Annotated in this window: 27 protein-coding genes and 3 tRNA genes; 17 read left to right on the top strand and 13 right to left on the bottom strand. The window is 34.3% G+C overall.

Annotated features, from left to right (window positions below; genetic code table 11):
* Positions 1-52: 52 nt before the first annotated feature.
* Positions 53-952, bottom strand: coding sequence for a MerR family transcriptional regulator (locus tag Y10_RS14420; RefSeq protein ID WP_281766112.1), 900 nt, complete (start codon positions 950-952; stop codon positions 53-55).
* A gap of 191 nt (positions 953-1,143) precedes the next feature.
* Between Y10_RS14420 and Y10_RS14415 the strand changes: the two genes are divergently transcribed.
* Positions 1,144-2,304 (top strand): endonuclease/exonuclease/phosphatase family protein, encoded by a 1,161-nt coding sequence (locus Y10_RS14415; protein WP_281766111.1) that lies wholly within the window; start codon positions 1,144-1,146, stop codon positions 2,302-2,304.
* 6 nt (positions 2,305-2,310) lie between these two features.
* On the opposite strand, the gene Y10_RS14410 is transcribed toward Y10_RS14415, so the two are convergent.
* From Y10_RS14410 to Y10_RS14400, 3 genes are all read right to left on the bottom strand, one after another.
* Positions 2,311-2,394: transfer RNA gene (locus Y10_RS14410), tRNA-Leu, on the bottom strand.
* 50 nt (positions 2,395-2,444) lie between these two features.
* Positions 2,445-2,517: transfer RNA gene (locus Y10_RS14405), tRNA-Lys, on the bottom strand.
* A gap of 34 nt (positions 2,518-2,551) precedes the next feature.
* A tRNA-Lys gene (locus Y10_RS14400) sits at positions 2,552-2,624 on the bottom strand.
* 133 nt (positions 2,625-2,757) lie between these two features.
* Here Y10_RS14400 and Y10_RS14395 point away from each other — a divergent pair.
* The gene (locus Y10_RS14395) at positions 2,758-3,267 is read left to right on the top strand and encodes a shikimate kinase (RefSeq protein ID WP_281766110.1); all 510 of its coding nucleotides are present in this window, start codon (positions 2,758-2,760) and stop codon (positions 3,265-3,267) included.
* On the opposite strand, the gene Y10_RS14390 is transcribed toward Y10_RS14395, so the two are convergent.
* The 3 genes from Y10_RS14390 to Y10_RS14380 all read right to left on the bottom strand — a co-directional run bounded on the left by Y10_RS14390 (position 3,259) and on the right by Y10_RS14380 (position 4,846).
* The gene (locus Y10_RS14390) at positions 3,259-3,756 is read right to left on the bottom strand and encodes a phosphoribosyltransferase family protein (protein ID WP_281766109.1); all 498 of its coding nucleotides are present in this window, start codon (positions 3,754-3,756) and stop codon (positions 3,259-3,261) included. The genes Y10_RS14395 and Y10_RS14390 overlap by 9 nt on opposite strands.
* Before the next feature lie 69 nt (positions 3,757-3,825).
* On the bottom strand, positions 3,826-4,404 hold the full coding sequence (locus Y10_RS14385; RefSeq protein WP_281766108.1) for a methyltransferase: 579 nt from the start codon (positions 4,402-4,404) through the stop codon (positions 3,826-3,828).
* Between the two features lie 52 nt (positions 4,405-4,456).
* On the bottom strand, positions 4,457-4,846 hold the full coding sequence (locus tag Y10_RS14380; protein ID WP_281766107.1) for an RNA-binding S4 domain-containing protein: 390 nt from the start codon (positions 4,844-4,846) through the stop codon (positions 4,457-4,459).
* 149 nt (positions 4,847-4,995) lie between these two features.
* Here Y10_RS14380 and Y10_RS14375 point away from each other — a divergent pair, with 149 nt between their 5' ends.
* Positions 4,996-5,970: an FKBP-type peptidyl-prolyl cis-trans isomerase gene (locus Y10_RS14375; RefSeq protein WP_281766106.1), complete on the top strand. Its 975-nt coding sequence runs from the start codon at positions 4,996-4,998 to the stop codon at positions 5,968-5,970.
* Between the two features lie 31 nt (positions 5,971-6,001).
* Here the strand turns inward: Y10_RS14375 and recQ are convergent, their stop codons facing one another.
* Positions 6,002-8,104: a DNA helicase RecQ gene (gene recQ, locus Y10_RS14370; RefSeq protein WP_281766105.1), complete on the bottom strand. Its 2,103-nt coding sequence runs from the start codon at positions 8,102-8,104 to the stop codon at positions 6,002-6,004.
* A gap of 137 nt (positions 8,105-8,241) precedes the next feature.
* Here recQ and Y10_RS14365 point away from each other — a divergent pair, with 137 nt between their 5' ends.
* The 8 genes from Y10_RS14365 (at position 8,242) to Y10_RS14330 (ending at position 16,238) form a co-directional block, all read left to right on the top strand.
* On the top strand, positions 8,242-8,667 hold the full coding sequence (locus Y10_RS14365; protein ID WP_281766104.1) for a PaaI family thioesterase: 426 nt from the start codon (positions 8,242-8,244) through the stop codon (positions 8,665-8,667).
* Positions 8,667-9,800 (top strand): chorismate-binding protein, encoded by a 1,134-nt coding sequence (locus tag Y10_RS14360; protein ID WP_281766103.1) that lies wholly within the window; start codon positions 8,667-8,669, stop codon positions 9,798-9,800. The genes Y10_RS14365 and Y10_RS14360 overlap by 1 nt, the downstream gene beginning before the upstream one ends.
* 114 nt (positions 9,801-9,914) lie before the next feature.
* Positions 9,915-11,249, top strand: coding sequence for a TolC family protein (locus tag Y10_RS14355; protein ID WP_281766102.1), 1,335 nt, complete (start codon positions 9,915-9,917; stop codon positions 11,247-11,249).
* 4 nt (positions 11,250-11,253) lie between these two features.
* A complete protein-coding gene (locus Y10_RS14350) occupies positions 11,254-12,480 on the top strand; it encodes an efflux RND transporter periplasmic adaptor subunit (protein WP_281766101.1) in 1,227 nt (408 codons plus the stop codon).
* A 12-nt stretch (positions 12,481-12,492) separates the two neighbouring features.
* Complete coding sequence (locus Y10_RS14345; protein ID WP_281766100.1) at positions 12,493-13,233, top strand: ABC transporter ATP-binding protein; 741 nt, start codon at positions 12,493-12,495, stop codon at positions 13,231-13,233.
* Between the two features lies 1 nt (position 13,234).
* A complete protein-coding gene (locus Y10_RS14340) occupies positions 13,235-14,452 on the top strand; it encodes an ABC transporter permease (RefSeq protein WP_281766099.1) in 1,218 nt (405 codons plus the stop codon).
* 1 nt (position 14,453) lies between these two features.
* Positions 14,454-15,497 (top strand): sensor histidine kinase, encoded by a 1,044-nt coding sequence (locus tag Y10_RS14335; protein WP_281766098.1) that lies wholly within the window; start codon positions 14,454-14,456, stop codon positions 15,495-15,497.
* A 3-nt stretch (positions 15,498-15,500) separates the two neighbouring features.
* Positions 15,501-16,238: a LytR/AlgR family response regulator transcription factor gene (locus tag Y10_RS14330; RefSeq protein ID WP_281766097.1), complete on the top strand. Its 738-nt coding sequence runs from the start codon at positions 15,501-15,503 to the stop codon at positions 16,236-16,238.
* Positions 16,239-16,242: 4 nt separating this feature from the next.
* Here Y10_RS14330 and Y10_RS14325 read toward each other — a convergent pair whose 3' ends face one another.
* The 4 genes from Y10_RS14325 to Y10_RS14310 all read right to left on the bottom strand — a co-directional run bounded on the left by Y10_RS14325 (position 16,243) and on the right by Y10_RS14310 (position 19,072).
* Positions 16,243-16,893 (bottom strand): response regulator transcription factor, encoded by a 651-nt coding sequence (locus tag Y10_RS14325; protein WP_281766096.1) that lies wholly within the window; start codon positions 16,891-16,893, stop codon positions 16,243-16,245.
* A gap of 110 nt (positions 16,894-17,003) precedes the next feature.
* The gene (locus Y10_RS14320; protein WP_281766095.1) at positions 17,004-17,747 is read right to left on the bottom strand and encodes a sensor histidine kinase; all 744 of its coding nucleotides are present in this window, start codon (positions 17,745-17,747) and stop codon (positions 17,004-17,006) included.
* Positions 17,720-18,379, bottom strand: a complete 660-nt coding sequence (locus Y10_RS14315) for a hypothetical protein (protein ID WP_281766094.1) — start codon at positions 18,377-18,379, stop codon at positions 17,720-17,722. Before Y10_RS14315 ends, Y10_RS14320 begins: the two co-directional genes overlap by 28 nt.
* A gap of 3 nt (positions 18,380-18,382) precedes the next feature.
* Positions 18,383-19,072 carry a hypothetical protein gene (locus Y10_RS14310; protein ID WP_281766093.1) on the bottom strand — a complete coding sequence of 230 codons (690 nt, stop codon included), beginning with the start codon at positions 19,070-19,072 and terminating at the stop codon, positions 18,383-18,385.
* A gap of 375 nt (positions 19,073-19,447) precedes the next feature.
* Between Y10_RS14310 and Y10_RS14305 the strand changes: the two genes are divergently transcribed.
* From Y10_RS14305 to Y10_RS14290, 4 genes are all read left to right on the top strand, one after another.
* On the top strand, positions 19,448-20,266 hold the full coding sequence (locus Y10_RS14305; RefSeq protein WP_281766092.1) for a hypothetical protein: 819 nt from the start codon (positions 19,448-19,450) through the stop codon (positions 20,264-20,266).
* A 19-nt stretch (positions 20,267-20,285) separates the two neighbouring features.
* Entirely contained in the window at positions 20,286-20,702 is a 417-nt protein-coding gene (locus tag Y10_RS14300) for a hypothetical protein (protein WP_281766091.1), read from the top strand.
* Positions 20,703-20,720: 18 nt separating this feature from the next.
* Entirely contained in the window at positions 20,721-21,473 is a 753-nt protein-coding gene (locus tag Y10_RS14295; RefSeq protein WP_281766090.1) for a hypothetical protein, read from the top strand.
* A 76-nt stretch (positions 21,474-21,549) separates the two neighbouring features.
* On the top strand, positions 21,550-23,256 hold the full coding sequence (locus tag Y10_RS14290; protein WP_281766089.1) for a S8 family serine peptidase: 1,707 nt from the start codon (positions 21,550-21,552) through the stop codon (positions 23,254-23,256).
* Between the two features lie 49 nt (positions 23,257-23,305).
* On the opposite strand, the gene Y10_RS14285 is transcribed toward Y10_RS14290, so the two are convergent.
* Complete coding sequence (locus Y10_RS14285) at positions 23,306-23,677, bottom strand: winged helix-turn-helix transcriptional regulator (RefSeq protein WP_281766088.1); 372 nt, start codon at positions 23,675-23,677, stop codon at positions 23,306-23,308.
* A gap of 143 nt (positions 23,678-23,820) precedes the next feature.
* On the opposite strand from Y10_RS14285, the gene Y10_RS14280 reads away from it, so the two are divergent.
* Together Y10_RS14280 and Y10_RS14275 are read left to right on the top strand one after the other, a co-directional pair.
* Positions 23,821-24,690 carry an SDR family oxidoreductase gene (locus Y10_RS14280; RefSeq protein ID WP_281766087.1) on the top strand — a complete coding sequence of 290 codons (870 nt, stop codon included), beginning with the start codon at positions 23,821-23,823 and terminating at the stop codon, positions 24,688-24,690.
* 90 nt (positions 24,691-24,780) lie between these two features.
* Positions 24,781-25,440 (top strand): TrmH family RNA methyltransferase, encoded by a 660-nt coding sequence (locus tag Y10_RS14275; RefSeq protein ID WP_281766086.1) that lies wholly within the window; start codon positions 24,781-24,783, stop codon positions 25,438-25,440.
* The last annotated feature ends 38 nt before the right edge of the window (positions 25,441-25,478 follow it).

The following is a 25,478-nucleotide window of genomic DNA, read 5'->3' as shown; positions in this document are numbered from 1 at the left end:
TGTTTAACAAATATAGTAAAAGATTAAACAAAAAATGTAACGAGATAAAAATTCACAGTTTTTTAACTAAATCAACCATAGAGGTGAAAGGTGTTATGTGGGGAGTATTAGAAAGGTTTTCAAAATCTTTTGTTTTTCTACCTAAAAACCATAGCTTGTTGGTTTTGTTAGGGTTTAACACTGTATTAAATTGAGTTATGTATTCTTCTACTTTTTCGTTATTAGGAGCTACTGTAAAGTAAGATACAAATGTAATGGCATCATAATAAGAGGTGAGTTCTTTTAAACTGTCTAACGGCATATTTGGGCCTAAGTAGATAGATTGATAACCTCTTAAAAGAATCTCGTAGTTAAGAAATAATAGACCTATTTCGTGTATTTCATTTTCGGGTAAAAACAGTACAAATACTTGTGTTGTTTTAGTAGGTGAGCTTAGTTGTACTTTTTCTGTATTAATTAAAATTTTCTGTTTAATTAAATTAGCAATAAAATGTTCGTGAGCAGGTGTAATGGTGTCGGTTTGCCAGAGTAGTCCTAGCTCATGAAGCAATGGTATAAAAACATCATAAAATATCTCGGAGAAGGTCTTATAATTAAGAAGTGAAGTGTAGGTGTTTAAAAATAAACTTTGGTCAAAATTAACCATAGCTAATTTAAATGCATTGATAGCTTGACTTTGAATACTGTTTTCAGAAACCAGTTGTTTGGCCAGTGCTATAATTTTTTCTTCCGAGAAATCTGCAATTTTAGAAATTTTGAAACCATTGTTGTACAATAGGGTGATGTTTAAAAGTTTCTGAAGACTTTTAAGATTATAGTTTCTAATGTTGGTATCCGTACGCTCTGGCGAAAGTAGGTTGTAACGTTTCTCCCAAATACGAATGGTGTGAGCCTTAATTCCACTAAGGTTCTCTAAATCTTTTATGCTGAATATTCGTTTGATATTGTTCATTAAAAATGAATAAAACTTAAACAAAATTAATTAAAAAAATGATAGTCGTCAAGTTTTTGATTTAAATGTGGACAAAAATAGGGTGTTTTTTCATTGCAGAATGCTAATGTTTTGTTACTGTTATTTTTATGTTTAACTGTTTGTTTATTGTTTTTTTGTGGTAAATTTAAGTGTGTTTAAATAGTGAGCTTATGCCTTTTTATAAAGATTTGAAAAACCTGCCTAAAGAAGATAGATTACGCATTATTGATGGTTTACAGCGAATGCGTGCACAGTTGATTGATGTCAATTTTCCGCACAAGAAAGCGGCAAAATCATTGATACTTGGAACTTGGAATATAAGAAATTTTGATGATGATAGGTTTAATTATGGACCAAGAACTGAGGAGTCGCTCTATTATTTGGCTGAGATTATGGCTTGTTTTGATGTGATTGCTATTCAGGAGATTTGTATAGACCTTAAGCCTTTAAAACGGTTAATTCAGTTATTAGGAGATGATGTGTACGATTATATTGTAACAGATGTGTCTCACTATAGTTCAGGTGGTAGTAATGAACGCTTGGGTTTTATTTATGATAAAACAAAAGTTCAGTTTACTGGTGTTGCCGGAGAAATAGTTTTACCAGATAAGATGCTTATTAGTGAAGAGAATACCAAAAAGCGGCAGTTTTCTAGAACACCCTTTGGGGTTGATTTTAAATCGGGGTGGTTTAACTTTTATTTTTCTACAGTGCACATTTATTATGGTTCTAATTCTGGAAATACCCCACAGTATAAGAGAAGGGTAGAAGAGATAAACGCTGTAGCGGCCTATTTGGCTAAAGAAGCAAAGAATAGTGAGTCTAATCATATTCTTGTGGGAGATTTTAATATAAAGCAGCATGGAAGCGAAGGTTATAATGCATTGCAGAAAAATGGATTTACCGTTATTAATAACCGAAAGGGAAGTAATAGGGATAGAACTAAATACTATGATCAGATTTCATTTAGGTCTAAGCGCAATGAGCTAAGGTTGCTAGAGCCAGATAGAGAGGATAGGGTAATTACTTTTTTTGACAGTGTGTATAGAGAAGAGGATTTTGAGCTTTACAAGCCAGTAATGACAAAAATGATATTAGCTAAAATAGAGAATGAAAGAGCTGTTATAGCGGCTACTACATCAAAAACTAAAATTAAAAAAGCAGAAAAGAAGATTGCTTCTATGGAGAAAGCTATGTTAACCGATGAAAATTTTAAGGAATATTATGATGAATGGCGTAGTTTTCAAATGAGTGATCATTTGCCTTTGTGGGTAGAAATAGAAATTGATTTTAGTGATGCTTATTTGAGAAAGCTAAAAACCTTACCGTAGTGTTTGTGCCTACGACTGGATTCGAACCAGCACGTCCGTAAGGACACCACCCCCTCAAGATGGCGAGTCTACCAATTTCTCCACGTAGGCCATTATTTGGTAAAAATAAAAAAAGTTGAGCGTTAAACTCAACTTTTTTGTGACCCGGCTGGGGTTCGAACCCAGGACCCCAACATTAAAAGTGTTGTGCTCTACCAGCTGAGCTACCGAGTCTGGTAATATGTGCAATCAGGAAAAGAAAAAAAAGTGACCCGGCTGGGGCTCGAACCCAGGACCCCAACATTAAAAGTGTTGTGCTCTACCAACTGAGCTACCGAGTCATTGCTATTCCTTTGCTGAATGCGGGTGCAAATATAATATCATTATTTTATAATTCAAGGAAAATTTGATATAAATTTGTCTTTTTTTTAATCAAAGGGTGTAATTAGCTCTTTTAAAGCCATTTATAATACGATGATTATTTTGTTAGGTTATATGGGTAGTGGAAAATCTGCTGTAGGAAAACATTTAGCAGCCAGTTTAGCGCTTCCTTTTCTTGATTTTGATGACTACATAGAAGAGAAAGAAGGAATGTCTATTACCGAAATTTTTAAAAGCAAGGGAGAAATTTACTTTAGAAAGGCAGAGCATATACATTTAAAAGAATTATTAGCGCACAAACCAGAGGTGGTTTTATCGTTAGGAGGGGGTACCCCATGCTACTCTGGTAACATAGAACTTATTTTAGCAGCTTCTAAGCATGTTTTTTACTTAAACACAAGTATACCTGTTTTAACTGGTAGATTGATAAAGGAAAAGAGTCATAGGCCTGTTATAGCTCATTTAAATGAGGCCGACTTAACAGAATTTATAGGTAAGCACCTATTTGAGCGAAATGCTTTTTATAGAAAAGCACATCACTCAATTTTGGTGAAAGATAAAAGTATTGCAGAAATTGCTTCAGAAATAAAGCAATTACTCTAAGTAAACATAATCGTTGTTTTCTTCAAAAACTACATGTACGTGTTCTTGAAGAGAAGTAGATAAAGAAATACCCTTAAAGTCTGCTTTTACAGGGTATTTTTTGTGGTTTCGGTTTACTAGTACGGCTGTCTTAAACTTTTTAAGAGGTACGTCTAAAAAGTACTTAACTCCATACATTAACGTAGTACCAGAATTTAAAACGTCGTCTACTAAAACCAAGGCTTTATTACTGTAAAACTCTTTTGGTAAAGAGGTAGAGATTTCGGCTTCTAAGGGATTGTTTTTATTAATGTAAACTTCTGAAAGATGTACCTTAAGGTCTGATATATTGGCAAGTACTTCGCTAAGTTTTTTAGCAAAAATTACACCGTTACCATTAATACCTGCAATAACAATTTCTGTTTCATTAATATTGGTTTCGTATATCTGATACGCAATCCTTTTTATTTTATGTTTGATTTCTTCGTGAGAAAGAATTTTATTTTGCATAAGCTTGTATTGAAAACTTTTTGTTCTTCAAAAATAACTATAATCTCCAAATATTTTAATAATACGCTTCTATTTCTTGGTTTTAGCAATAAAGAACAATTCTCTGCCAGTTCTTGGTTTTATGGAATTGTAACACAATTCCATAGTTTTGATATTGAATAGTGGCGACAAATATGATACGTATAGCTCTTTATTACCTCCAAATGGAGGGCCTTCCTCTGAAAGTGGAAAAGAAAATAATAACCCAGCTAAAGTTGCTTCTGGGTTTAATAAATGATGCATTTTATTTACATACTCAGTTCTTTTGGTTGGGGGTAATGCACAAAAAAAAGTATGCTCTAGAATAAGGTCGAATTTTAATTGAAGGTTAAAAAAATCAATATGTAAAATATGATTTTTCGGAAATGTTGGATTCTGATTTTTAAAATTTGTTAGTGGTTCTTCGGTAATGTCTGCAATATATACATTGGTAAATCCTTCTTTGTGTAAATATGCGGCTTCGTAACCATTACCACACCCCGGAATAAGAATTTTAAGCGATTTGTTTTTTAATTGATCTATGTAATTCGTAAGCGCCGGAATGGGATAACCAACATCCCAACCGGTTTGCTTGTTTTGATATTTTTTAGACCAAAAATCTTGTGTCATGGTTTACTTCATAAATGAAATTAAATGCGTTGTAGGCTTGTAGCTTAGATAGTTACTCTTCTTTAAAAAAATCGTCATCGGCATCTAGATAATCATCAATAGATCTTCTGTCTTTTTTAGTAGGTCTACCTTCCCCTTTCTTACGATAGTAGTCTTGCGAAAGTTTTACCAAGTCTGCATGTTCAAAAGCCTCTTTAGGAGTAGTGTCTACTCTGTAAATATCTACCAGTTTAGCACCTACTCTGTTTGGCGGGATGTCTAAAACGGTTATTTGATAATCAATCTGATTTTTTCTAAATACAATTTTATCACCTGGAAAAACCTCTCTAGAAGGTTTTACTATTTGCTCATTTACTCTTACATGGCCTTTTTTACAAGCTTCAGTTCCTATGTTTCTGGTTTTACAATAGCGTATGCACCACAAATACTTATCAATTCTCATTTTATTTTCATTTTACGCAACTTCATAGCGTTTTTTGCATCTACTACAAAAGTACTGATTCAAGTGCAAGGGGTCAATATTTAATTTTTAACATTTGTAAAAGTACATAAAATCGTATCTTGCGCGTTTTATTAAAAACTCTAAATTCTATGAAGTTAAAAAATATCTTAACTTACATTTTCACTGTACTTATTATCGCTGCGATAATAATGTCTTGTAATAATAACGATGATGATGTTTCTATAACACCTCCAAGAGATTTAACGGAAGTATTGTTGGAAGATGAAGAAGCCATGCAAGCTTATCTTGAAACACATTTTTATAATTACGAGGATTTTGAAAATCCACCTGCTGATTTTGATTATAAAATTGTATTAGATACTATTGAAGGAGCCAACGCAGATAAAATAGCTCTTATAGATCAGGTAACAACTAAAACTGTAACCATTAAGGATGCAGATGATCAAGAGGTAGATCATAACCTTTACTATCTTATTGCAAGAGAAGGAATAGGGCACAACCCGCACTCTGCAGATTCAGTTTTTGTAAGATATACAGGAACGTCTTTAACTAATGTAGACTTTGACCATACGGTAACACCTGTTTGGTTTGACCAAATAGGGAATCCTTATTACGGAAATTCAACTGGGGTGGTATTAGGTTTTAAAATGTTTACTCCTGAACTTAAAACAGGTACTTATGTTGGTTTAGACAATGGAGTGCCAGAATATGAAGATTATGGTATAGGTATGGTATTGATGCCTTCTGGTCTTGCTTATTTTAATACAGCACTTACTGGTGTGGCGGCATATTCACCTTTAATATTCAGAATAGATATGCTAGCAAGTGTAGAGTCTGACCATGATGGAGATAAAATACCTTCTTATTACGAAGATCAAGATGGTGATGCATTCTTTTATAATGTAGATACCGATGAAAACGGAATAGCAGATATTTATGATGTGGATGATGATGGTGATGGAACACTTACCAAAGATGAGATAGAATGGACTGATTTAAACGGAGATGGTAGAATTAGTGTAGATGAAATTAATTTCTTAGACTATAACAATGATGGAGTTCCGGATTATTTAGATCCAGATTATCCTGAAGCAGAAGAATAAAAGAAAAGCCGGTTTTAAGCCGGCTTTTTTATTACTTGTTCTTTTTTAAAACAGAAAGACCTAACCGTATGGTAAAGTAGTCTACTGATCCTTCAAAATAATCGAAATAGGGCTTTAGTTGTGACGGATTGTCTAAACTTTCTTGAGCTTTTTCAATAGCCTCTACTTGAGATTTTGATATAAATTGATAAATATCTACAGGCTTATCTTCTTCGTATAATTTCGCAATATGCGAATAAATAGTAGCTAAGTTTAAACGGCGCTTTTCTGCAATTTCTTCAGGTGATAGTCCTTCTTGGTACCATTTAAGGGTTTCGTTATAAGTGTTTTTTTTGCGCTCTTTTTTTACTTTCTTTTCTTTGGTAAACGCTATGATTTCTTTTATAAATTGATATCCGTACTCTTGCAATTTACGTTTACCAACACCACTAATCTGCATAAATTCTTCATCGCTCATAGGGCGTTCTGCTTCCATTTCTTTTAAGGTAGCATCTGTAAAAATGTGGTATGCAGGTACATCTTCTTCTTTTGCTATTTCTAATCTTAATTGTCTTAAACGTTCAAATAAATTATTAGTAGGTGTAGCTTTTTCAACGGTCTTTTTAGGAGCTTCAATTTTAACATCGGTAGGTTTTGTAAGCGGAACCTTTTCATTGTTAAATAAAACAGCCTTAGCCAAGGTGGTTAATTTTAACGTATTCTTCTCATGAAAGGCTATTTCAAGATAACCCATGTTTATCAGTTGAATAATATATTGTTGCCAGTTGTTCCATGATATTTCTGGGGCAATACCATAGGTTTTTATATGGTTATATCCTTTTTCTAAAACAGTGTTGTTTTGTGCTCCTCTTATAACATCTATAACCGTACCAATAGGTTCTTGTTCTTTTAAGCGTGCTATGCAAGAGAGTGCTTTTTGAGCAATAATGGTTCCGTCAAAAAATTGAGGTGGATTTTTACAAACATCGCAGTTGCCGCAATCTTCTTCTAAATACTCACCAAAGTAACTTAATAGAATTTTTCTTCTACAGGTTAAGGCATCTGAATATTGTTTCATACGCTCTAGCTTGGCAAGTTGAACTTCACTGTTAGAAGTTTTTTCTGCAAACTGCCTAAGTTGTACAACATCTGCATAACTATGAAATAGTAACGTGTCAGAGGCTAAACCATCTCTACCGGCTCTACCAATTTCTTGGTAATACCCTTCCATGTTTTTAGGTAAATTATAGTGTATTACCCATCTGATGTTACTTTTGTCTATACCCATACCAAAAGCAATAGTGGCACAAATTATTTGAATATCATCATTGATAAATTGGTCTTGTATGGTACTGCGCTCCTCGTGCCCTAAGCCGGCATGGTATGCAATAGCATTAAACCCTTCTTTCAATAATTTAGTAGCAACTGCTTCGGTACTTTTTCGGCTTAAGCAATAGATAATACCACTTTCATTGGTGTGATTTTCTAAAAACCGTACGATCTGTTGCATTCTATCAACACCCGGTTTTACATTTAAGCTTAAGTTACTTCTGTCAAAAGAGGCAACGTACTGTGTGGCGTTGGGTATGTTTAACTGATTTACAATATCATCTCTGGTAGCTTTATCTGCGGTAGCAGTTAATGCAATAACGGGAACATTAGGGAAACGGTTTTTAAGAAAACCTAACTGCTGATATGCCGGCCTAAAGTCGTGCCCCCAAGAAGATATACAGTGGGCTTCATCAATAGCAATAAGAGCAATTTCTGTGTTGGTAAAAATACTTTCTAAATATGATAAGCTTTCTGGAGCAGCATATAATAACTTAATATCATTATTTTTAACACGGTCATAAATAGCGTGTTGTTCGGCTTCTGTTTGGCTGCTATTAATAAAAGCAGCATTAATACCATTAGTGTTTAACCCATCTACCTGATCTTTCATAAGCGCTATAAGCGGAGAAATTACTATTGTAATTCCTGACAAGGCCAAGGCAGGTAATTGGTAACAAATAGATTTTCCACCACCAGTTGGCATTATTACCAGAGTGTCTTTACCGTTTAAAACATCGGTAATAATTTTTTCTTGTAGTGGTCTAAAAGTGTCGTATCCAAAATAGGTTTTAAGAATACTGTGTAAATCGGTATTTTTTGTCATAGACTACAAAGTAACGTCTGATTTTTTTAAAAGAAAAAGGATAACAGTAAAAAGCTGTGCTCTGCTTCATTTTTCAAATTACATGGGGCTATAGCAAAACCTGTTTTGTAACTTTGTTGCAAATAATGAATAGTACTATGACAAAGGAAGCTATTTTACAGGTGTGTAAGAAAATGTGTGAGCATACACTTATGGAAACCTTAGAGATAGAGTTTACAGATGTAGATATTGAAAATGAAACCTTAACAGCTTCAATGCCGGTGACGCCTAAGGTGCATCAGCCAGATGGTGTTTTGCACGGTGGAGCCACAGCAGCCTTAGCAGAAAGTGTGGGGAGTGCTGCTTGTTATATATTTTTAGATGCTAAAAATTTTATGATTAGAGGAATAGAAATTTCTGCTAACCATCTAAAAAGCGTAAAAGCTGGAAAGGTGCATGCTACAGCATCTTTTGTGCATAAAGGACGTACAACGCAATTATGGGAGATTAAGGTGGTGAATGATGAAGGGGTGCTAATATCACAATGTAAACTATCTACTATTACATTACCAAAAAGAAGTTAATGCAACAAGATATATTTTTTAGCAACCTAAAAGAACAGTACACGTTAGAATTACCTTTTGTAGTTTACAGAAAGCCTAATGCCAGTGAGGTAACTGCTTTTTTACAAAAGGATTCTACTATTAATTATGTTTCAGATTTTCAGGAAAAAGGTTTTGTTTTTGCTCCATTTAACACGGCAGAAAAACCCATTTTATTTAAGGAAGAAGATTGTGAAAGAATCACTATAGATAGCTTTAAGAAACTAGAAAATCTATTCTTAGTAGATACAAGTGCTATAATTTCTGAAGCAGCGCATCAGTTTCATGTAGCTTTGGTAACCAATGCTGTTTCAACATTAAAAGAAGAAACTGATTTTAAAAAGGTAGTATTATCTAGAAAAGAATCGGTGGCTATTGAAGCATTTTCTCCATTAGAAGTTTTTCAAAATATATTGGCAACTTATCCCACAGCTTTTTGCTATTGTTGGTATCACCCAAGTATAGGACTGTGGTTGGGTGCAACCCCTGAAACGTTATTGAAGGTGTACCGAAATAAGCTAAGTACCATGGCATTGGCAGGTACCCAAAGATACATAGAACATACCGAAGCAACTTGGGGAGAAAAAGAAATACGAGAGCAACAAATAGTGACTGATACTATTGTGGAAGCTTTAAGTGATAAAGTACAAAAATTAGAGGTTTCTAAAGCACATACCCATAGAGCGGGAAACTTATTGCACTTGAAAACAGATATTTCAGGTACTGTGGCTATGGGTGATGATGGTATTAAAGAAGTGATAACTGCTTTACACCCAACACCAGCAGTATGTGGCTTACCACGTGAACGAGCTAAAAACTTTATAGTTGCCAATGAAGGCTATGATAGAAGTTTTTACAGTGGTTATTTAGGAGAACTTAATAATGTGCAAACCACGGAGCGAAACAGAAACAGAAGAAACGTAGAGAACTCTGTTTATAAATCTACTGCAACAGGAAGTCACTTATTTGTAAACCTTAGGTGTATGGAGTATACAGATGGTTTATTACACTTTTATGTAGGTGGTGGTATTGTAGAAGGCTCTGATGGAGAAGCAGAATGGCAAGAGACGGTACATAAGTCTAATACCATGAAAAAGATACTTCCTGTAAAATAACCATCGAACAGAAGGTAGTATTCGTAGATAGAAATTCCTCAAACTTCTATTGTCTTTTATATATAGGATAATGTGATGCAATTTTGATATGTGAAATTAAAACACATATCAAGAATGAAAACATATTTTTCCATACTATTACTATTTGTATTCTGTTGGGCAGGGGCTCAAGATACAGAAACATTGGAAGGTGCTGAAAAGGTATGGACATTGGAAGCATGTTTGGCGTATGCTGTAGAAAATAATATAACAGTAAAAGATGCGCTATTTACCAAAGAATCTGCCGATGTAACCTATAGTCAGTCTAAAACTTCCAGACTACCGAGTTTATCAGGTAGTGCTTCTCAAAGTTTTACCAATGGTCAGTCTATTGACCCTATTACCAGTGATTATGTAAACTCTCAAATTCACTCTACAAGCTTAGGGTTAAATACTTCTGTTACGTTATTTCAGGGGAGTCAGTTAAATAATACCATTAAGCAAAATAAGTTATTGGTAGACCAAAATTCTTTCTACGTTGAAGAAGCTAAAAATAATGTAGTACTGAGTGTTACCGAAGCGTATTTACAAGCGTTATATGCTAAAGAAGGAATTTTAATAGCGCAAAAAAACTTAGAAGCATCTGCTAAAGAAGCAGCAACAGCTAAGGCTAGGTTAGATGCTGGTAGTATTGCTATGCAAGACTATACCGATGCTTTATCTCAAGAAGCTACAAATAGGTATAATGTTATTGATGCCAAGAATAATTATGCAACCTACATTTTAACCTTAAAGCAGTTATTAGAATTATCTCCTTTAGAAGAGTTTGATGTAGTAACCCCTGAAACCGATAACTATGAGCCAGAGTTGTTACCTCAGAAGTTATCTGTGTATGAAACTGCTCTTGGGTATTTACCAGAGTTTCAAGCAGCAAAATTAGGGGTGGAGGTTTCAGAAAAAGATTTAGATATAGCTAAAGGAGATTACTTACCAACATTATCATTATCAGGTAGTGTAGGGTCTGGTTATACCTCTACGCAAGATCTTACTTTTCAAGACCAGTTAAATGTAAACTTTAACCAGCGTGTAGGGTTATCATTATCCATTCCTATATTCAACGGAAACCAAACAAAAGCAGCTGTTCAGAAAGCTAAAATAGCTATTGAGCAATCGCAATTACAACAACAAACAGTTCAAAAAGAAATTTATCAAAAAATAGAAACAGCCTATCAAAATGCGTTGTCATCGCAAGAACAATTATCGGCAGCTAAAACCGCAAGTGATGCTGCGGAGGAGTCCTATAAATTGGCTCAAAAGAAGTATGATTTGGGCGCTTTAAATACTACAGATTTAGTGGTAAGCCAAAATACATATACTAATGCACAACAAAACTATTTACAGGCAAAATACCTAAACATACTGTATACGCAGTTACTAAACTTTTATCAGGGACAAGAAATAAAACTTTAAGAAAATGAAAAAAAAGAATAAAAATATAGCAATTGTACTTGTAGTGCTACTTGTAGCAGGAGCAGGGGCTTACTTTATATGGGGAAGAAAACAAGCTACTGTAATTACAGCAGATACCCTTAAGGTGGCCAAAGGTAAAGTGGTGAAGATGGTAACCGCTACCGGAACTGTAGAACCCTTAACAGAGGTTGAGGTGGGTACACAGGTATCTGGTAAAGTAGATAAATTGTATGCAGATTATAATAGTGTGGTTAAGAAAGGCGACTTGTTGGCAGAAATAGATAAAACCAATTTGCTAGCGTCTTTATCTCAGGCAAAAGCAAGCTACAATAGTGCGGTAAATGATAGAGATTATTTACAAACTATTTTTGATCGTCAGGAATCTTTATATAACAATAAAGTAATTAGTAAAGCCGATTATGATGAGGCGTTGTACAATTTAAAAACGGCAAAAAATACGGTAGAACAAAGATATTCGGATCTTCAGGAGGCGCAAACAAATTTGAGTTATGCAGAAATTTATTCCCCCATTGATGGTGTAGTACTTTCCAGAGAGGTAGATGAAGGACAGACGGTGGCAGCAAGTTACGAAACACCTACATTGTTCACTATAGCAAAAGACTTAAAGCAAATGCAGGTGGAGGCCGATGTTGATGAAGCTGATATAGGAGAAGTGAAAGAAGGCCAGCGAGTAACCTTTACTGTAGATGCCTATCAAGGTGTTGAGTTTGAAGGTGAGGTAACGCAAGTACGTCTTGCCTATACTGAAGATTCGAATGTGATTACGTATACGGTGGTAATTGAGGCAGAGAACCCTGACCTAAAACTAAAACCAGGTTTAACCGCCACCGTATACATTTATACTCTTGAGCTAGATAATGAATTAACGATAGAGGCGAAGGCAGCAAACTTTACGCCCGATATGAGTTTAGTTACGGCTTATGAGCAACAAGAAGGAATAGAGAATCCGCAACCAGTTCAAACACCGCAAGTTTCTGGGAAAGAAAGTGTTGTTTGGAAATTGGAAAATAAAAAAATTGTTCCGCAAAAAGTAGTGCTAGGCGAGAGTGATGGTGTAAATATTCAAGTGAAAAGCGGATTGAACGAAGGAGACTTGTTGGTGTATAACTTAGAAGCATCAAAAGAGGTAACAACTTCAGGAAGTACTGAGAGCCCATTTATGCCTAAACCACCAGGAAAAGATAAGGATAAAGAAAAGGAGAACGAATAAAATTAAAAGATCATGAAAAAAGAAATTATTAAGATTCAGGATCTGAAAAGAGAGTTCACCATGGGAGATGAGACGGTACATGCCTTAAAAGGAATCTCATTTACCATACATGAAGGAGAGTTTGTAACCATAATGGGGTCTAGCGGATCTGGTAAAAGTACAATGTTAAATATACTTGGTTGCTTAGACCAACCTAGTAGTGGTACTTATGAGATTGATGGTGTATTGGTAAAGAAGCTTTCTAGAAATGAACTGGCAAAAATTAGAAATGAAAAAATAGGATTCATTTTTCAGGCGTATAACTTGTTACCGCGTACAACCTCTATTGAGAATGCAGAGTTACCTTTAATTTATAACAATAAAGTAAGTACAGAAGAAAGGCACAAAAGAGCAGTAGATGCACTAAACCTAGTAGGGTTGGGACAGCGTTTAGATCATACTCCGGCACAATTATCAGGAGGACAACAGCAACGGGTAGCTATAGCCAGATCGTTGGTAAATGACCCCGTAGTAATATTAGCAGATGAGGCTACAGGAAACCTGGATACACGCACCTCTTATGAAATAATGGCGCTATTTCAAGAGTTGAACCATAAAGGAAAAACTATTGTGTTTGTAACACATGAGCCAGATATAGCTGAGTTTAGTAGTAGAACCATTATACTAAAAGACGGCGCTATTATAAAAGATGAATTTAACAATGACGTTCAGGATGCAGCAGCAGCCTTAGCAGCGCTTCCAAAAGAAGATTGATATGAGAATATTAAATTTATTAAAAACCGCTTGGAAGGCTATCTTGCTAAACAAAGTAAGAACCTTACTTACCATGTTGGGTATTATTATAGGGGTAGCCTCTGTAATAGCTATGTTGGCTATAGGAGAAGGTTCTAAACAAAGTATTAGAACTCAAATTTCTAGTATGGGGTCTAACATGATTAATATTAGACCAGGAGCAGATATGCGAGGAGGAGTACGATTAGATGCCAGCGAAATGCAATCTTTAAAATTAGAGGATTACAATGCGCTTAAAACAGAGGCGTCACTTATAACAAATGTTTCGCCTCAAGTATCAGGTAGCGGGCAAGTAATTTATGGGGCAAATAACTGGCCAACTTCTATTTATGGGGTGTCACCATCATACATAGAAATTAAAAAATTAGATATAGTAAACGGAAGTATGTTTACACAGAGTGAGGTAAACTCGTTTGCAAAGGTAGCTGTGATTGGTCAAACGATTGTAGAGAATCTATTTCCTAATGAAGACCCGGTAGGAAAAATGATTCGATTTGATAATACACCATTTAAAATTATTGGAGTATTAGGCGAAAAGGGTGAGAATACTTTTGGGCAAGACCAAGACGATATTATTTTGGCTCCTTATACGGCGGTGCAGAAACGTATTTTAGCAATTGATTATTTACAGTCTATTGTGGCATCGGCGGTGAGTGAAGAAAAGGCAGATGCAGCAGTAGAGCAGGTAAGTGAAATTTTAAGAAAACAACACAACATTACAGCTCATGATAGTGATGATTTTAATGTGTTTTCTATGGAAGAATTAATTTCTATGTTCAGTTCTACTAACGAAATGCTTACGGTTTTATTAGTAGCCATAGCAAGTATATCACTACTTATAGGAGGTATTGGAATAATGAATATTATGTATGTTTCTGTAAAGGAAAGAACCCGAGAGATAGGGTTACGTATGGCAGTAGGGGGAATGGGACGCGATATTTTACTGCAGTTTCTAATAGAGGCAATTTTGATAAGCATTACAGGAGGTTTGTTAGGAGTACTTTTAGGGCTAGCATCTACCGTTTTTATAGAAAATGTCTTAAATTGGCCTACAAGTGTTACCAGTTATTCTATTATAGTTTCGTTTGCGGTATGTGCCGTAACAGGTATATTTTTTGGGTGGTACCCAGCAAGAAAAGCGGCGGCACTAGACCCTATTAATGCTTTGAGATACGAATAATATGTTTACCTATAAAAGTAAAAATATAACATTATTGTTTCATGTGTTGGTATGGATTGTACTTTTTAGCTTTCCATACCTTCTTTCATCAGGTAGCCAAGAACAGGCTGTTATTAGAGTGGTGGCCCATTCTTGGGTTCCGCTTGCAATGTATGCGCTTATCTTTTATGTAAATTACCTCTACCTAATTAATGCCTTTGTTTTTAATAAGAAAAAGATTGTTCTATTTATTGTTGTAAACATAGTATTAATTGCTTCGTGTGTTTGGTTTAGAGAAACATTGAACGAACTGTTTTTTCAACATGTTTTTCCAAAGGCACCGAAAGGTGATGATGGTCCGCCGGTTTCTCTATTTATTTATGTGCAGATACTTTCATTTTTAATACCTATCCTATTTGCCTTAGCATTAAAAATTACAGAACGATGGATTAAAACCGAAGCTGCTCGAAAGGAAGCGGAAAACATAAAATTAGAGTCGGAGTTACAACATTTGAAATATCAGTTACAACCTCATTTCTTTTTTAATTCGTTAAACAATATTTATTCGTTGGTAGATATTTCTCCGGAACAGGCTAAATCTACTATTCATAGTCTAAGTAAGTTGATGAGGTATTTGTTGTATGAAACAAATACGGAGAAGGTTCCTTTAGAGAAAGAAATAGACTTTATGGAAAAGTATATTGAATTAATGAAATTGAGATTGACAGATAAAACTAAAGTAAACTATCAATTTCCGGATCATGTACAATCTATTTTAATTTCCCCATTGCTTTTTATTTCTTTAGTGGAGAACGCATTTAAGCATGGAGTTTCTGCTAGTCAGGAGTGTTTTATAGAGTTTGAGATGAAATTGGTGGAAGATAATTTGACTTTTACATCAAAAAACTTTAATTATCCTAAGAATGTAAAGGATAAAAGTGGATCTGGGATAGGATTAGAAAATTTAAAAAAGCGGTTAGATTTATTGTATCCTAAAAAGCATGAGTTTAATTTTGAAGTGGTAGATACCATTTATATCTCTACATTGAGCATAAATTTAGCATAGTCTATGGAAAAGTTTCAAATAAGTTGTGTAGTTGTAGATGATGAGCCAATGGCACTTAATCTGGTAGAAAGTTACGTTGAGAAAACGCCATTTTTATTATTGAAGAAAAAATGTAGTAGCGCCATAGAGGCTATGGAGTACTTGAGCGAAGAAAAAGTAGATTTACTTTTTTTAGATATTCAAATGCCCGATTTAACTGGAATAGCTTTTTCTAAAATGGTACCAAAACATACGCGCGTAATTTTTACAACAGCGTTTGATCAATACGCTATAGAGGGGTTTAAGGTAGATGCATTAGACTATTTGCTAAAGCCTTTTGATTATGCCGAGTTTTTGGGTGCTGCCAATAAGGCAAAGGAATGGTTTTCTTTGGTGAGAAAAAATAAAAAAGAGAAACAGCCCAATGTAGTTTCTGGTAAAGAGTTTTTATTTGTTAAGTCAGAATATAAACAACTTAGAATTAAGCTGGAGGAGGTACTTTATTTTGAAGGGCTAAAAGATTATATAAAAATTTGGCTTAAAGGCACCTCTAAACCTGTGTTAACTTTAATGAGTTTAAAATCATTGGAAGAAGAACTTCCAGAAACCGATTTTATGAGAGTACACAGATCGTTTATAGTATCTTTAAAAAATATAGATGTTATTGAGCGTAGCCAAATTATAATTAACAACCAACGTATTACGGTATCTGAGCAGTATAAACCTAAATTCTTAGCATTTATAAACAATAATTCAATTTAAGGGGTTACGATTCTAAATTGATAATGTTGTTTTTAATAGCATACAAAACTAACCCAATTCTATTTTTCACATGTAATTTTTGGAAAAGGGTATCTCTGTATCCGTCTATAGTTTTAGGACTTAAAAACATTTTAGAAGCAATTTCTTTATACGTAAGTTCTGAGCAGGCAAGTTTTAAAAACTCTTTTTCTCTTTCTTTAAGTTCTATTTGTTGGCATTTCAATTCATTGGTTAAAGAGCCAATTAATATATCTGAAACTTCTTTGGTATGGTAGTAACCATATTGTATAAGTTGCGTAAGTGCCATTTCTAAATCATTCTTTTCAATATCTTTAAGTAAATAGCCTTTGGCTCCGGCTTTTAGCATTTCTATAATGGTCGGTTCGTCATTTTCTACAGACAGTGCAACCACTCTAATACTAGGATATTTATCTTTTAAAATTTTACAGGTTTCTATTCCGTTTAAAATAGGCATGTTAATGTCCATTAGCACAATGTCTGGCTGTTCTTTTTTCCCTTTCAATGTTTTCAAAAAATCATCTCCATTTTTACACAAGTAGGAAACTTCAAATTCAGAGAATGAATTTACCAGTTCTGCAATAGCTTGTGATAGTAGTAAATGATCTTCTACAATTACAACTGTATTCTTTTTCACTTTTTTTGTATTTACAATTAATTTCTAATGGATTAAGCGTTAAAAGAGGGTGAACTATTTGCATGTGATGTTAAGTTACTAAAAGTTCTTCATAAAAGCCATCTCAACAATTAAGAATACCTATAAGTAATGAGTAATTGAGTGCCTTTGTTTGGGGTAGATGTTAAGTTGAAGTCAGCTTTTAGTAAGTTGGCTCGGTTTTTCATATTTAGGAGTCCTATTCCGTTTGGTTTTAGCTTAGAACTGTCAAAACCACATCCATTATCAGAAACATTTATGATAATCGTCTGTGGGGTGTATTCTAAGGTTACTATGAGTTCTGAAGCTCCTGCGTGTTTAATAGTATTAGAAAAGAATTCCTGTAATATTCTAAACAGAATTAGTTTGTCATTCTTAGGGATGTCTTTATAATCACCTGAAACTTCTAACGAAGCAGCTATGTAATTCAATCTATTAAACCTGTTGATTTCTTGGTTAATAGACTCAATTAAATTTAGGTGCTTGATTGCTTCAGAGTTTAACCCTTTAGATAATGTTCTAACCTCCTGAAGTGCTTGGTCTAGGGTGTTTTTTACTTCATTTGATAGGCCTTTATTTTGCATTTGTATTTTAGCCAGGGTTATTAGTTGTCCAATATTATCATGGAGCTCCCAGCTAATATTTCTTAATGTTTCTTCGTGTACTTCTATTTGGGCGTTGGCTAATTCTTGTTCAAAGTTTTTTTCGCTCTCTTTTTGTTCTAACAAAAGTTTGTTCTTTTTCCCCTGAAATAAAAGAAAAAGTAATACCATGGTAATCACTAAGGTAACTATGGTAATAACAGATATTAGTATAGATAACGTTTCTCGCTCCATATAAAGGCAATTAAAAAGAAAAGATTCATAATTATACTAAGTAAGGATTCGGTAAAAAATATGATTTGGTAATCAACAATTTCAAACCAATAATTTCTAACTATTCGCATGGGTATTTTACCGGCAAAATAAAGCAAGAGTCCTACGCTAACCCAAAATACTAAATTACGTTTTACGTAGAGTACCTTATTGGTAGATAGTAGCTCTAAGTAATACAGTATAATTGCCATGATAACAAAGGTACTGCCACATATAAATGGAAAGGTAATTAGTTGGTTAAAGTAATTTTCTACTAACATATTTATACTGTAAATAATGAGAAATATAACCAATAAACCAATAACGATTTTTTGATAACTAGTATTTTTAATACAGTTTTTAAAGAGTAGCAGAAGTACAGTAAAATTGATAAGATGATATATGTTGTACAGAATAAAGTTACTGGTGTATCCCATAACTTTCATGTACAAACCAGTAAATTCTATAACCACAGTAACACATAGCAAAGTCACAAAATAGGTGATAAAAGTACCTTTGTATTTATAGTAATGGAACAAGGCCACTATGGCAGTGGCCAGTTCTATATACTTTATAGATTTTCTTATGATAATACTGTACGTGTCAATTTCCATAAATTAATCATTTCTTGGAGGAGGGAATGCTTCTCCTTCATTAAAAATAGTACTGGTAACAGCTGTTTCTTCAGTTTCCATGGTATTTAAAGCAAATAGATTGTAATTAAAAAAAGACGCCTGATGAGTAGTTTTTCTACCCTCATAGAAACTTTTAATGCGTTCTTTTTTTCTATAATTCTCGGTCAGGGTTTCTATAATTTTTAACTCAGGATTGTTTTTAGAGGTTACAGTTACTGGTAAATGATTTAAGGCTATATATGAATTATCCTTAATAGGCTGGGCTACGGTAGGTACCATAAAAATACTTTGTTGTCCTTTGGCAGCCGTATCAGCATTAAGAGGATATGACATAAGATAAAAGCGAATACCACTTATAGTGGCTTCCGGATTTTTTTCTTGCAGGCGTTCTAATAATCCTATATAAGATTTTATGCTTTCTAAAGAATACCATACAAATTCGGTTTCTTGGTAATTGGTATCGTGGTATAATTTAGACAAAGAGCTTTCCAATATTCGTTTTTGAACAGTGGTGTAGTTTTTAGCATAATTAGCTGCGTTTTTCTCTGTAATTAAATGTTCTTCTAGCGCTTGGCTGTTTATTGGTATGCTATAACTACTTTTATAAAGCTTCACTATTACACCAATAAGTACCAAGATAATAATACCATAAATAATATCTCTTTTTTTCATAACGTTAGGACTTTTTGTTTATAACAAAGCTATAAATAAAAGTGCTCTTTTTTATACCTGTATGTAATGAGTTTAGTAGAGTGTTTTAATGTAATATGCTGTTTGTTAGTTGTTTGTGTGTTTAGGTTACTGAGGTTTTCCTTGATGAAAAAGGGGAAAAATCCCCTTTGCATTACATGTTTTCTAGTAGCAGTTTAGGGGAAGAATAATCATGTTGTTCAGGCTTTTTAGGAACTGTTTTTAAGGTTTAAAAGCCATTGCAAAATGGGTTGTTCTACGCTGTTTTTGTGTGTGTTGATTTTTGAAATTTGTCTCATCCGAATTGCGCAAAAGGAAATAGAAATAGAATCAATTAATCACAAAAAAATTATTACTATGAGCTTGTATCAAGAAGTTTATCACGGAGAATCGTTTAGCGAAGAAGATTTTTATGCAGCTGCCGAATATGTATTTCAACCAGAAATAGGAGGAGCTTCTCAAGAAGAAATCGAAAGCTTTTTAATAGAACGTGTAAGTACCATGACGCCTGAAGAGGCAGAAAGTTTTTGGAGTAACTTAGGGAATGTTGCCAAAAAAGTAGGTAGTGGAGCTTTAAAAATGGTTTCTAAAGCAGCTCCAATGGTGGGTACTGCGGTAGGTGCTATGTATGGTGTACCACAATTAGGTGGTATGGTAGGTGGTTTGGCTGGTAACTTAGCTGGGGCCGGATCTAGAGCACTGGACAGAATGCCTAATTTTAAATCTACTCCTAAACGTAGGGTAAGACGTAAGAGATACGTAGACCCTGCGCTTAGAAGGGCTTGGAACCAAACAAAAACTACTGCAAAAAATGTGGGTAGACATATGATAGTGGCAGGTAATGAATATGCTGCTAAACATCCGGTACAACCTATGAAGTACGGAAAGTCTAATGAGTCTGTTTTAACCGAGTTTTTTAACGACCCCGTATTTGAGGCTGCTTTAATTAGAAATGCTTATGCCGATAACTTTCCAGAATCATTATCGGAAAGTGATTTTGACTACATCAATAAAGTAGAGGCTATTAACTACTTAACAGAGGGTATTTTAAGTGAGTATTATGGTAATAATATTATTACCGATGGAGAATACTCTGTAGATCAGTACGGAGAATTAATTGCTAATTATCCTGAGGATAGAGTAGAGCGAATTGAAAGCTATATAGAAAGTTTCTAACCCAAAATAGCTTAAACGTATGGATCCTTTAATGACATTTCTAAGACAGAAAAATCCGGAGCTAGAGCCTTATATAACCATGATAGAACAATGGAATCAATTACAAGAAGAGGAGGTAGATACCCTTGAAAATGATTCCATTGATGTTCCTGATGATGAATTAACAGTGATTGCTGATAAGCGAGCTGATTTGTTGCCTGCTAAACCTGTATTAATAAAAAAGATTAAGCGGTTAGAAGGGATGGTGGCAAATGAGCGGTCTTTCAATGAAGAGCTTTTAAGGGCATTAGGTGCTTGCCCTGATTGCGGTGGAGACAATGAAGATTGTGACACTTGTTCGGGGGAAGGGGTTCCAGGGTTTTATACTCCTGATTACGATTTGTTTCTGGAATATGTGATACCAGCCATACGTACTTTTAACATGAATTATCAATAAACAAAAAAAACAAGAATTATGTACACGATAGAAAATTATTACGAAGACGACTTTTTGATTGAAGACCTTTTAGACGATGATTTATTAGATCTTGATGAGGACTTACTTGATGAAGATTTTGACGATGATCCGTTTGAAGATTATGGAGAAGATTTTGCTGAAAGACGAAGAAGGTCTCGCCGAAGAAGAAGAGGTAGAATTAGTCCTAAGTATCCACGTTCAGCAAAAACACGTTCTAACTTTGGTAAAGGTGTTTCTTCTGGAAATACTTCCTATGTAAAAAAGGCTGAACTTAAAAAGTCTTTAGATGCTATTTCTAAAGCGGTTAATGCTGTTAAAAAAAGTGCTTTGGTGAATGGTAAGGCTTTAAAATCGTTAGATGGCAAGTATAACGACTTTGTAAAGGATTTGGCGAGAAAAGATGCTAACCAAACCAAGGTTTTAAAGAATATGCAAACCATGAATATGATGGGTACGCTATTGAACAAACCAAAGTTTAACGAAGAGAATTTGACTATAGACAGAACTAAAACAGAGCAAGGCGAAACTTTAGTAATTAAAGAAACAGCAGATAACCAAACGGTTACTTATGACCAAACTATGAGTTTGTTATTGCCTATGCTTACTACTATGGGAGATGCTAAGTCTGGTAAGTCTTCTAGCTCTGATATGATGTTGCCTTTGGTGTTGTTAATGTCTCAAAACAACTCTGGTAGCTCAGATACTAATAATACATTATTACCATTAATGTTGGTGATGATGAATAAATAAAGTTGGGATGTTGTGATTATGGGAGTCTTAACTTTTAAGGGCTCCTATAATCTTTTTAAACTTTAAAAATTGAACTATGGATCCTAAATTAAAACTAACCATTCAAGGTAACCCTAATGAAGAGCTACATTTGTTGTTGCGTCTTAGAAATCCTGATGTTGTGCCTAAATATGTAAAAGTAGTTAGTAGATTTAAAGATATTATTAGTTGCAGAATTCTGCGTAAGCATTTGTTAATGGTATATACAGATGATGCAACCTTTAGTTTAAAGGCACCACAGGTAATTCCGGTAAATACAGCTATTGAAAATACAGATTTTGACGATGTAGAATTGGTAGAATCGTTAAGGGAAAAAGGAACAGCTCAATCCCAAAAGAGCAATGTGGTATTTGGTATTATTGATTTTGGATTTGATTTTACACATCCGAATTTTACAGATGCTAAAGGCAATACACGTTTTGAAAAAATTTGGGTTCAGGCGTTGAAAAGTGATGAAGAGAATGCCTACGGATATGGGAAAATTATAGATGCTGAGGTGTTAAATGCAGCAAATGCTACAAAACATCCGTTTAAGGTGGCAAAGTATCATCCGGGAGTGGCCGATTTTTCTGGTCGTGGTATGCATGGTACACACGTTTTAGGAATAGCAGCAAGTTCTGGCAAAGTCGGTAGAAAAGGGTATGCAGGAGATAGTGCTATTATAGCAGTAGATATGGGTGCCAATTATGTAAATGGTTCCGATTTGTCTTTAGGTGACTCTGTAAAGCTTATAGAAGGTATTGATTTTATCTTGAAACAGGCAGGAGATAGGCCTTGTGTGATAAATATGAGCTTGGGCGGGCACGGAGATGCACATTCCGGACAAACCTTGGTAGAGCGTGCTTTGAATAATGCTTTGAAAAAACGCCCTGGACTGGTTATAGTGCAAAGTACAGGTAATTATTTTAATGCTAATTGTCACCATTCTGGTAAGCTGATTCAAGATGAGGTAAAAACCTTAGAGTGGATATTTAAAAATAAGGATAAAACGCCTAACGAAATGGAAATATGGTATGAGGGAGATGATGAATTTACGATTGAAATTTATGATGAAGCGTACCAATTAGTGAAAAAAATGCCTGCTTTTAAAGATATGGTTTTTAATGTAGATGAAACGGTAGATGCAGTGATATTTCACAGAAAAAGAGAACCTAATACATTAAAAAATCATATCAATATTATTTTAACAGGTAGGCCCATCACTTCAAAATTGTATGTGCATATTATTGGTAGCAAGGTAAAAAATGGGGTGTATCATGCCTATATTGAGAGAGATGATCGTGGTCAGTCTCATTTTAATAAAAGTCAAATAGATACTAATGGAACCACTGGCTCTATTTGCAATGCACCTTTGGTAATTACGGTAGGGGCATACGATCAGCGCTCAGCTTATAAAAATCCACTTTCTTTTAGTAGTGCAGGCCCCACCTCAGATGGCCGTATGAAACCAGAGGTTGTAGCACCAGGCTCAAAAATAATGGCTTCTAAATCGGCTTCAAGGTTTGAAAACAGAGCTTCTGGCAGATTAACCGCTAAAAGTGGTTCTAGTATGGCAGCGCCCTATGTAGCGTCTTTAGCAGTAAAAGTTTTAGAAAGCCATCCTACGATTAATATTTATGCTTTAAGGCAGTATTTGTTTAAACATTGTACACCCTACAAGGTGCTAAATGGTAATACTAAAAATAAAACCGGTTTTGGTGCCATCAATGCTTTGGCTTTGTTACAAAGCTTTTCTAAATCTTAACTATGGTTGCATTAAGTAATTTGTACTAGGAGCAGATTTCTTAATGCACTTAGTTTTGAGCATTTGTGTAGCTAGCTCTATTTTGCATAATGGTACTCATGTGTTGGCTAGACCAAGTTGCTAAAGCATCTATATGTGGTAATAAACTTTTGCCAAGTGGGGTAATGCTATACTCTACCTTAGGAGGAATTTGAGCATATACTTTTCTACTTACAAAACCATCAGCCTCTAATGATTTTAAAGTTACAGAGAGCATTTTTTGCGATATGTCTCCAATGCTTTTATGAATTTCATTAAAGCGTAATACTTCGTTATGGTCTAGTACCATAAGTACTAATAAAGACCATTTATCGCCTATTTTATCTAGTACATTTCGTACCGGACAGTTAACAGTATCATAAAAATTTATTTCCTTCTTCATTGTAAAATGCTTTAAATCAGTAATACTAACCTTTTGGTAAGTGTCTAACGTAAAAGTGCCTTCTTGTGTATTGTATACTAACTTTATAAGTTTGACTTACCAAAAGTAATTAAATATATTAAATTAATTAAAAAAATTGTATTATGATATTAGTAACAGGTGCTAGCGGTAACTTAGGAAGAGCCGTAGCAAATGAATTGTTAAATAGAGTTGAAGCTTCAGAAATTGCAGTTTTAACAAGAGATAAAGCAAAAGTAGCAGACTTAGAAGAAAAAGGAATTAAAGTAGTTCAAGGTGATTATGATAACTACGATTCTTTAGTAGCTGCGTTTAAAGGAGTAGATAAATTATACTTTGTATCAGGTTCTGATATTGCTAACCGTATGAAACAACATGAGAATGTTGTAAATGCTGCTAAAGAAGCAGGTGTTGGGTTGGTAGTTTATACAAGTTTCCAGAGAGCAACAGATAAAAAAGATTCTATTATTGGTTTTGTAGCAGAGTCTCACATAGGTACTGAAGAGTTATTAAAAGCTTCTGGTTTAAATTATACCATTTTAAAACATGCCTTATATTTAGAGGTATTACCTTTATTCTTAGGTGAAAATGTAGTGTCTTCTGGTACTGTTTATTTACCTGCTAAAGATGGTAAAGTTTCTTTTGCTTCTAGAGCAGATATGGCAGAAGGTGGTGCTGCAATTTTGGCTTCAGATGGTCATGAAAATAAAGAATACGAGTTTGGTGGACAACTTTCTTTAGGTATGGAAGATGTAGCGAAAGTATTAACTGAATTATCTGGTAAAGAAATTAGTTATGTAAGCCCTGAAATAGAAGAATATAAACAAGCACTTGCTGGTTTTGGTGTGCCACAAGGAGCTATTGATGTTACTGTTGGATTTAGCCAGGGTATTGCTGCTGGAGAATTTGATGGACCAACCAATGAGTTAAAAGATTTATTAGGAAGAGAGCTTGTTAGCTTACCTACATTTTTAAAAGCTACTTATAGTTTATAAGATAGTTTATTTAAACACCCTCCCTAATAAGCCCGGCATTGCCGGGCTTATTTTTTAGAAGTACTTTTGTACTTTATAAAACTATGATATATGAACAAGGCTCATTTACTGAACTACTTGTTAGATTTTATTACCCCTGAAAGGCATCAGAAATTTTTAGAGATATTACAATTGCGTACAAAGCACTTTACTGTAGCAGTTGAAGATTTATATCAAATGCATAATAGTAGTGCTGTTATTAGAAGTTGCGATGTATTTGGAGTACAAGAGGCTCATATGATAGAGGAAAGATTTGGTAAACGTTTGGATGAGAATATAGCTATGGGAGCTCAAAAATGGGTAGATGCTTATAGTTATCAGAATACAGATGATTGTATAGAAACTTTAAAAAGTTCAGGATACCAAATAATAGCTACTACTCCGCATGATGATTCTTGTATGTTAGATGATTTTGATATTACACAAAAAAGTGCCTTTTTTTTTGGTACAGAGCGTAAAGGCTTGTCTGAAAATGTAATGAAAAAAGCTGATGGTTATTTAAAAATACCCATGGCAGGTTTTACAGAGAGTTTAAACATATCTGTTAGTGTGGCAATTATTTTACATACGGTAACACAAAAGTTACGAGCATCTGATATCCATTGGAAACTTTCAGAAGAAGAGCTTTTGGATAAGCAAATAGATTGGGCTCAAAAATCTATTAGAAGTGTAGATGATGTAATGAAACGATACCATGAATTATACCCATAAAAAAAGCCACTCTACTGAGTGGCTTTTTGTTTATATCT

It is taken from the genome of Neptunitalea lumnitzerae (assembly GCF_027924185.1).
GTDB classification, from domain to species: domain Bacteria; phylum Bacteroidota; class Bacteroidia; order Flavobacteriales; family Flavobacteriaceae; genus Neptunitalea; species Neptunitalea lumnitzerae.
The sequence above is the reverse complement of the archived record's forward strand: the minus strand, read 5'-3'. Positions and strand labels throughout refer to the sequence as shown.

Excerpts from the sequence above, each read along its gene's own strand:
- Y10_RS14420 (WP_281766112.1), bottom strand. The coding sequence starts at position 952 with ATGAACAATATCAAACGAATATTCAGCATAAAAGATTTAGAGAACCTT.
- Y10_RS14415 (WP_281766111.1), top strand. The coding sequence starts at position 1,144 with ATGCCTTTTTATAAAGATTTGAAAAACCTGCCTAAAGAAGATAGATTA.
- Y10_RS14395 (WP_281766110.1), top strand. The coding sequence starts at position 2,758 with ATGATTATTTTGTTAGGTTATATGGGTAGTGGAAAATCTGCTGTAGGA.
- Y10_RS14390 (WP_281766109.1), bottom strand. The coding sequence starts at position 3,756 with ATGCAAAATAAAATTCTTTCTCACGAAGAAATCAAACATAAAATAAAA.
- Y10_RS14385 (WP_281766108.1), bottom strand. The coding sequence starts at position 4,404 with ATGACACAAGATTTTTGGTCTAAAAAATATCAAAACAAGCAAACCGGT.
- Y10_RS14380 (WP_281766107.1), bottom strand. The coding sequence starts at position 4,846 with ATGAGAATTGATAAGTATTTGTGGTGCATACGCTATTGTAAAACCAGA.
- Y10_RS14375 (WP_281766106.1), top strand. The coding sequence starts at position 4,996 with ATGAAGTTAAAAAATATCTTAACTTACATTTTCACTGTACTTATTATC.
- recQ (WP_281766105.1), bottom strand. The coding sequence starts at position 8,104 with ATGACAAAAAATACCGATTTACACAGTATTCTTAAAACCTATTTTGGA.
- Y10_RS14365 (WP_281766104.1), top strand. The coding sequence starts at position 8,242 with ATGACAAAGGAAGCTATTTTACAGGTGTGTAAGAAAATGTGTGAGCAT.
- Y10_RS14360 (WP_281766103.1), top strand. The coding sequence starts at position 8,667 with ATGCAACAAGATATATTTTTTAGCAACCTAAAAGAACAGTACACGTTA.
- Y10_RS14355 (WP_281766102.1), top strand. The coding sequence starts at position 9,915 with ATGAAAACATATTTTTCCATACTATTACTATTTGTATTCTGTTGGGCA.
- Y10_RS14350 (WP_281766101.1), top strand. The coding sequence starts at position 11,254 with ATGAAAAAAAAGAATAAAAATATAGCAATTGTACTTGTAGTGCTACTT.
- Y10_RS14345 (WP_281766100.1), top strand. The coding sequence starts at position 12,493 with ATGAAAAAAGAAATTATTAAGATTCAGGATCTGAAAAGAGAGTTCACC.
- Y10_RS14340 (WP_281766099.1), top strand. The coding sequence starts at position 13,235 with ATGAGAATATTAAATTTATTAAAAACCGCTTGGAAGGCTATCTTGCTA.
- Y10_RS14335 (WP_281766098.1), top strand. The coding sequence starts at position 14,454 with ATGTTTACCTATAAAAGTAAAAATATAACATTATTGTTTCATGTGTTG.
- Y10_RS14330 (WP_281766097.1), top strand. The coding sequence starts at position 15,501 with ATGGAAAAGTTTCAAATAAGTTGTGTAGTTGTAGATGATGAGCCAATG.
- Y10_RS14320 (WP_281766095.1), bottom strand. The coding sequence starts at position 17,747 with ATGGAGCGAGAAACGTTATCTATACTAATATCTGTTATTACCATAGTT.
- Y10_RS14315 (WP_281766094.1), bottom strand. The coding sequence starts at position 18,379 with ATGGAAATTGACACGTACAGTATTATCATAAGAAAATCTATAAAGTAT.
- Y10_RS14310 (WP_281766093.1), bottom strand. The coding sequence starts at position 19,072 with ATGAAAAAAAGAGATATTATTTATGGTATTATTATCTTGGTACTTATT.
- Y10_RS14305 (WP_281766092.1), top strand. The coding sequence starts at position 19,448 with ATGAGCTTGTATCAAGAAGTTTATCACGGAGAATCGTTTAGCGAAGAA.
- Y10_RS14300 (WP_281766091.1), top strand. The coding sequence starts at position 20,286 with ATGGATCCTTTAATGACATTTCTAAGACAGAAAAATCCGGAGCTAGAG.
- Y10_RS14295 (WP_281766090.1), top strand. The coding sequence starts at position 20,721 with ATGTACACGATAGAAAATTATTACGAAGACGACTTTTTGATTGAAGAC.
- Y10_RS14290 (WP_281766089.1), top strand. The coding sequence starts at position 21,550 with ATGGATCCTAAATTAAAACTAACCATTCAAGGTAACCCTAATGAAGAG.
- Y10_RS14285 (WP_281766088.1), bottom strand. The coding sequence starts at position 23,677 with ATGAAGAAGGAAATAAATTTTTATGATACTGTTAACTGTCCGGTACGA.
- Y10_RS14280 (WP_281766087.1), top strand. The coding sequence starts at position 23,821 with ATGATATTAGTAACAGGTGCTAGCGGTAACTTAGGAAGAGCCGTAGCA.
- Y10_RS14275 (WP_281766086.1), top strand. The coding sequence starts at position 24,781 with ATGAACAAGGCTCATTTACTGAACTACTTGTTAGATTTTATTACCCCT.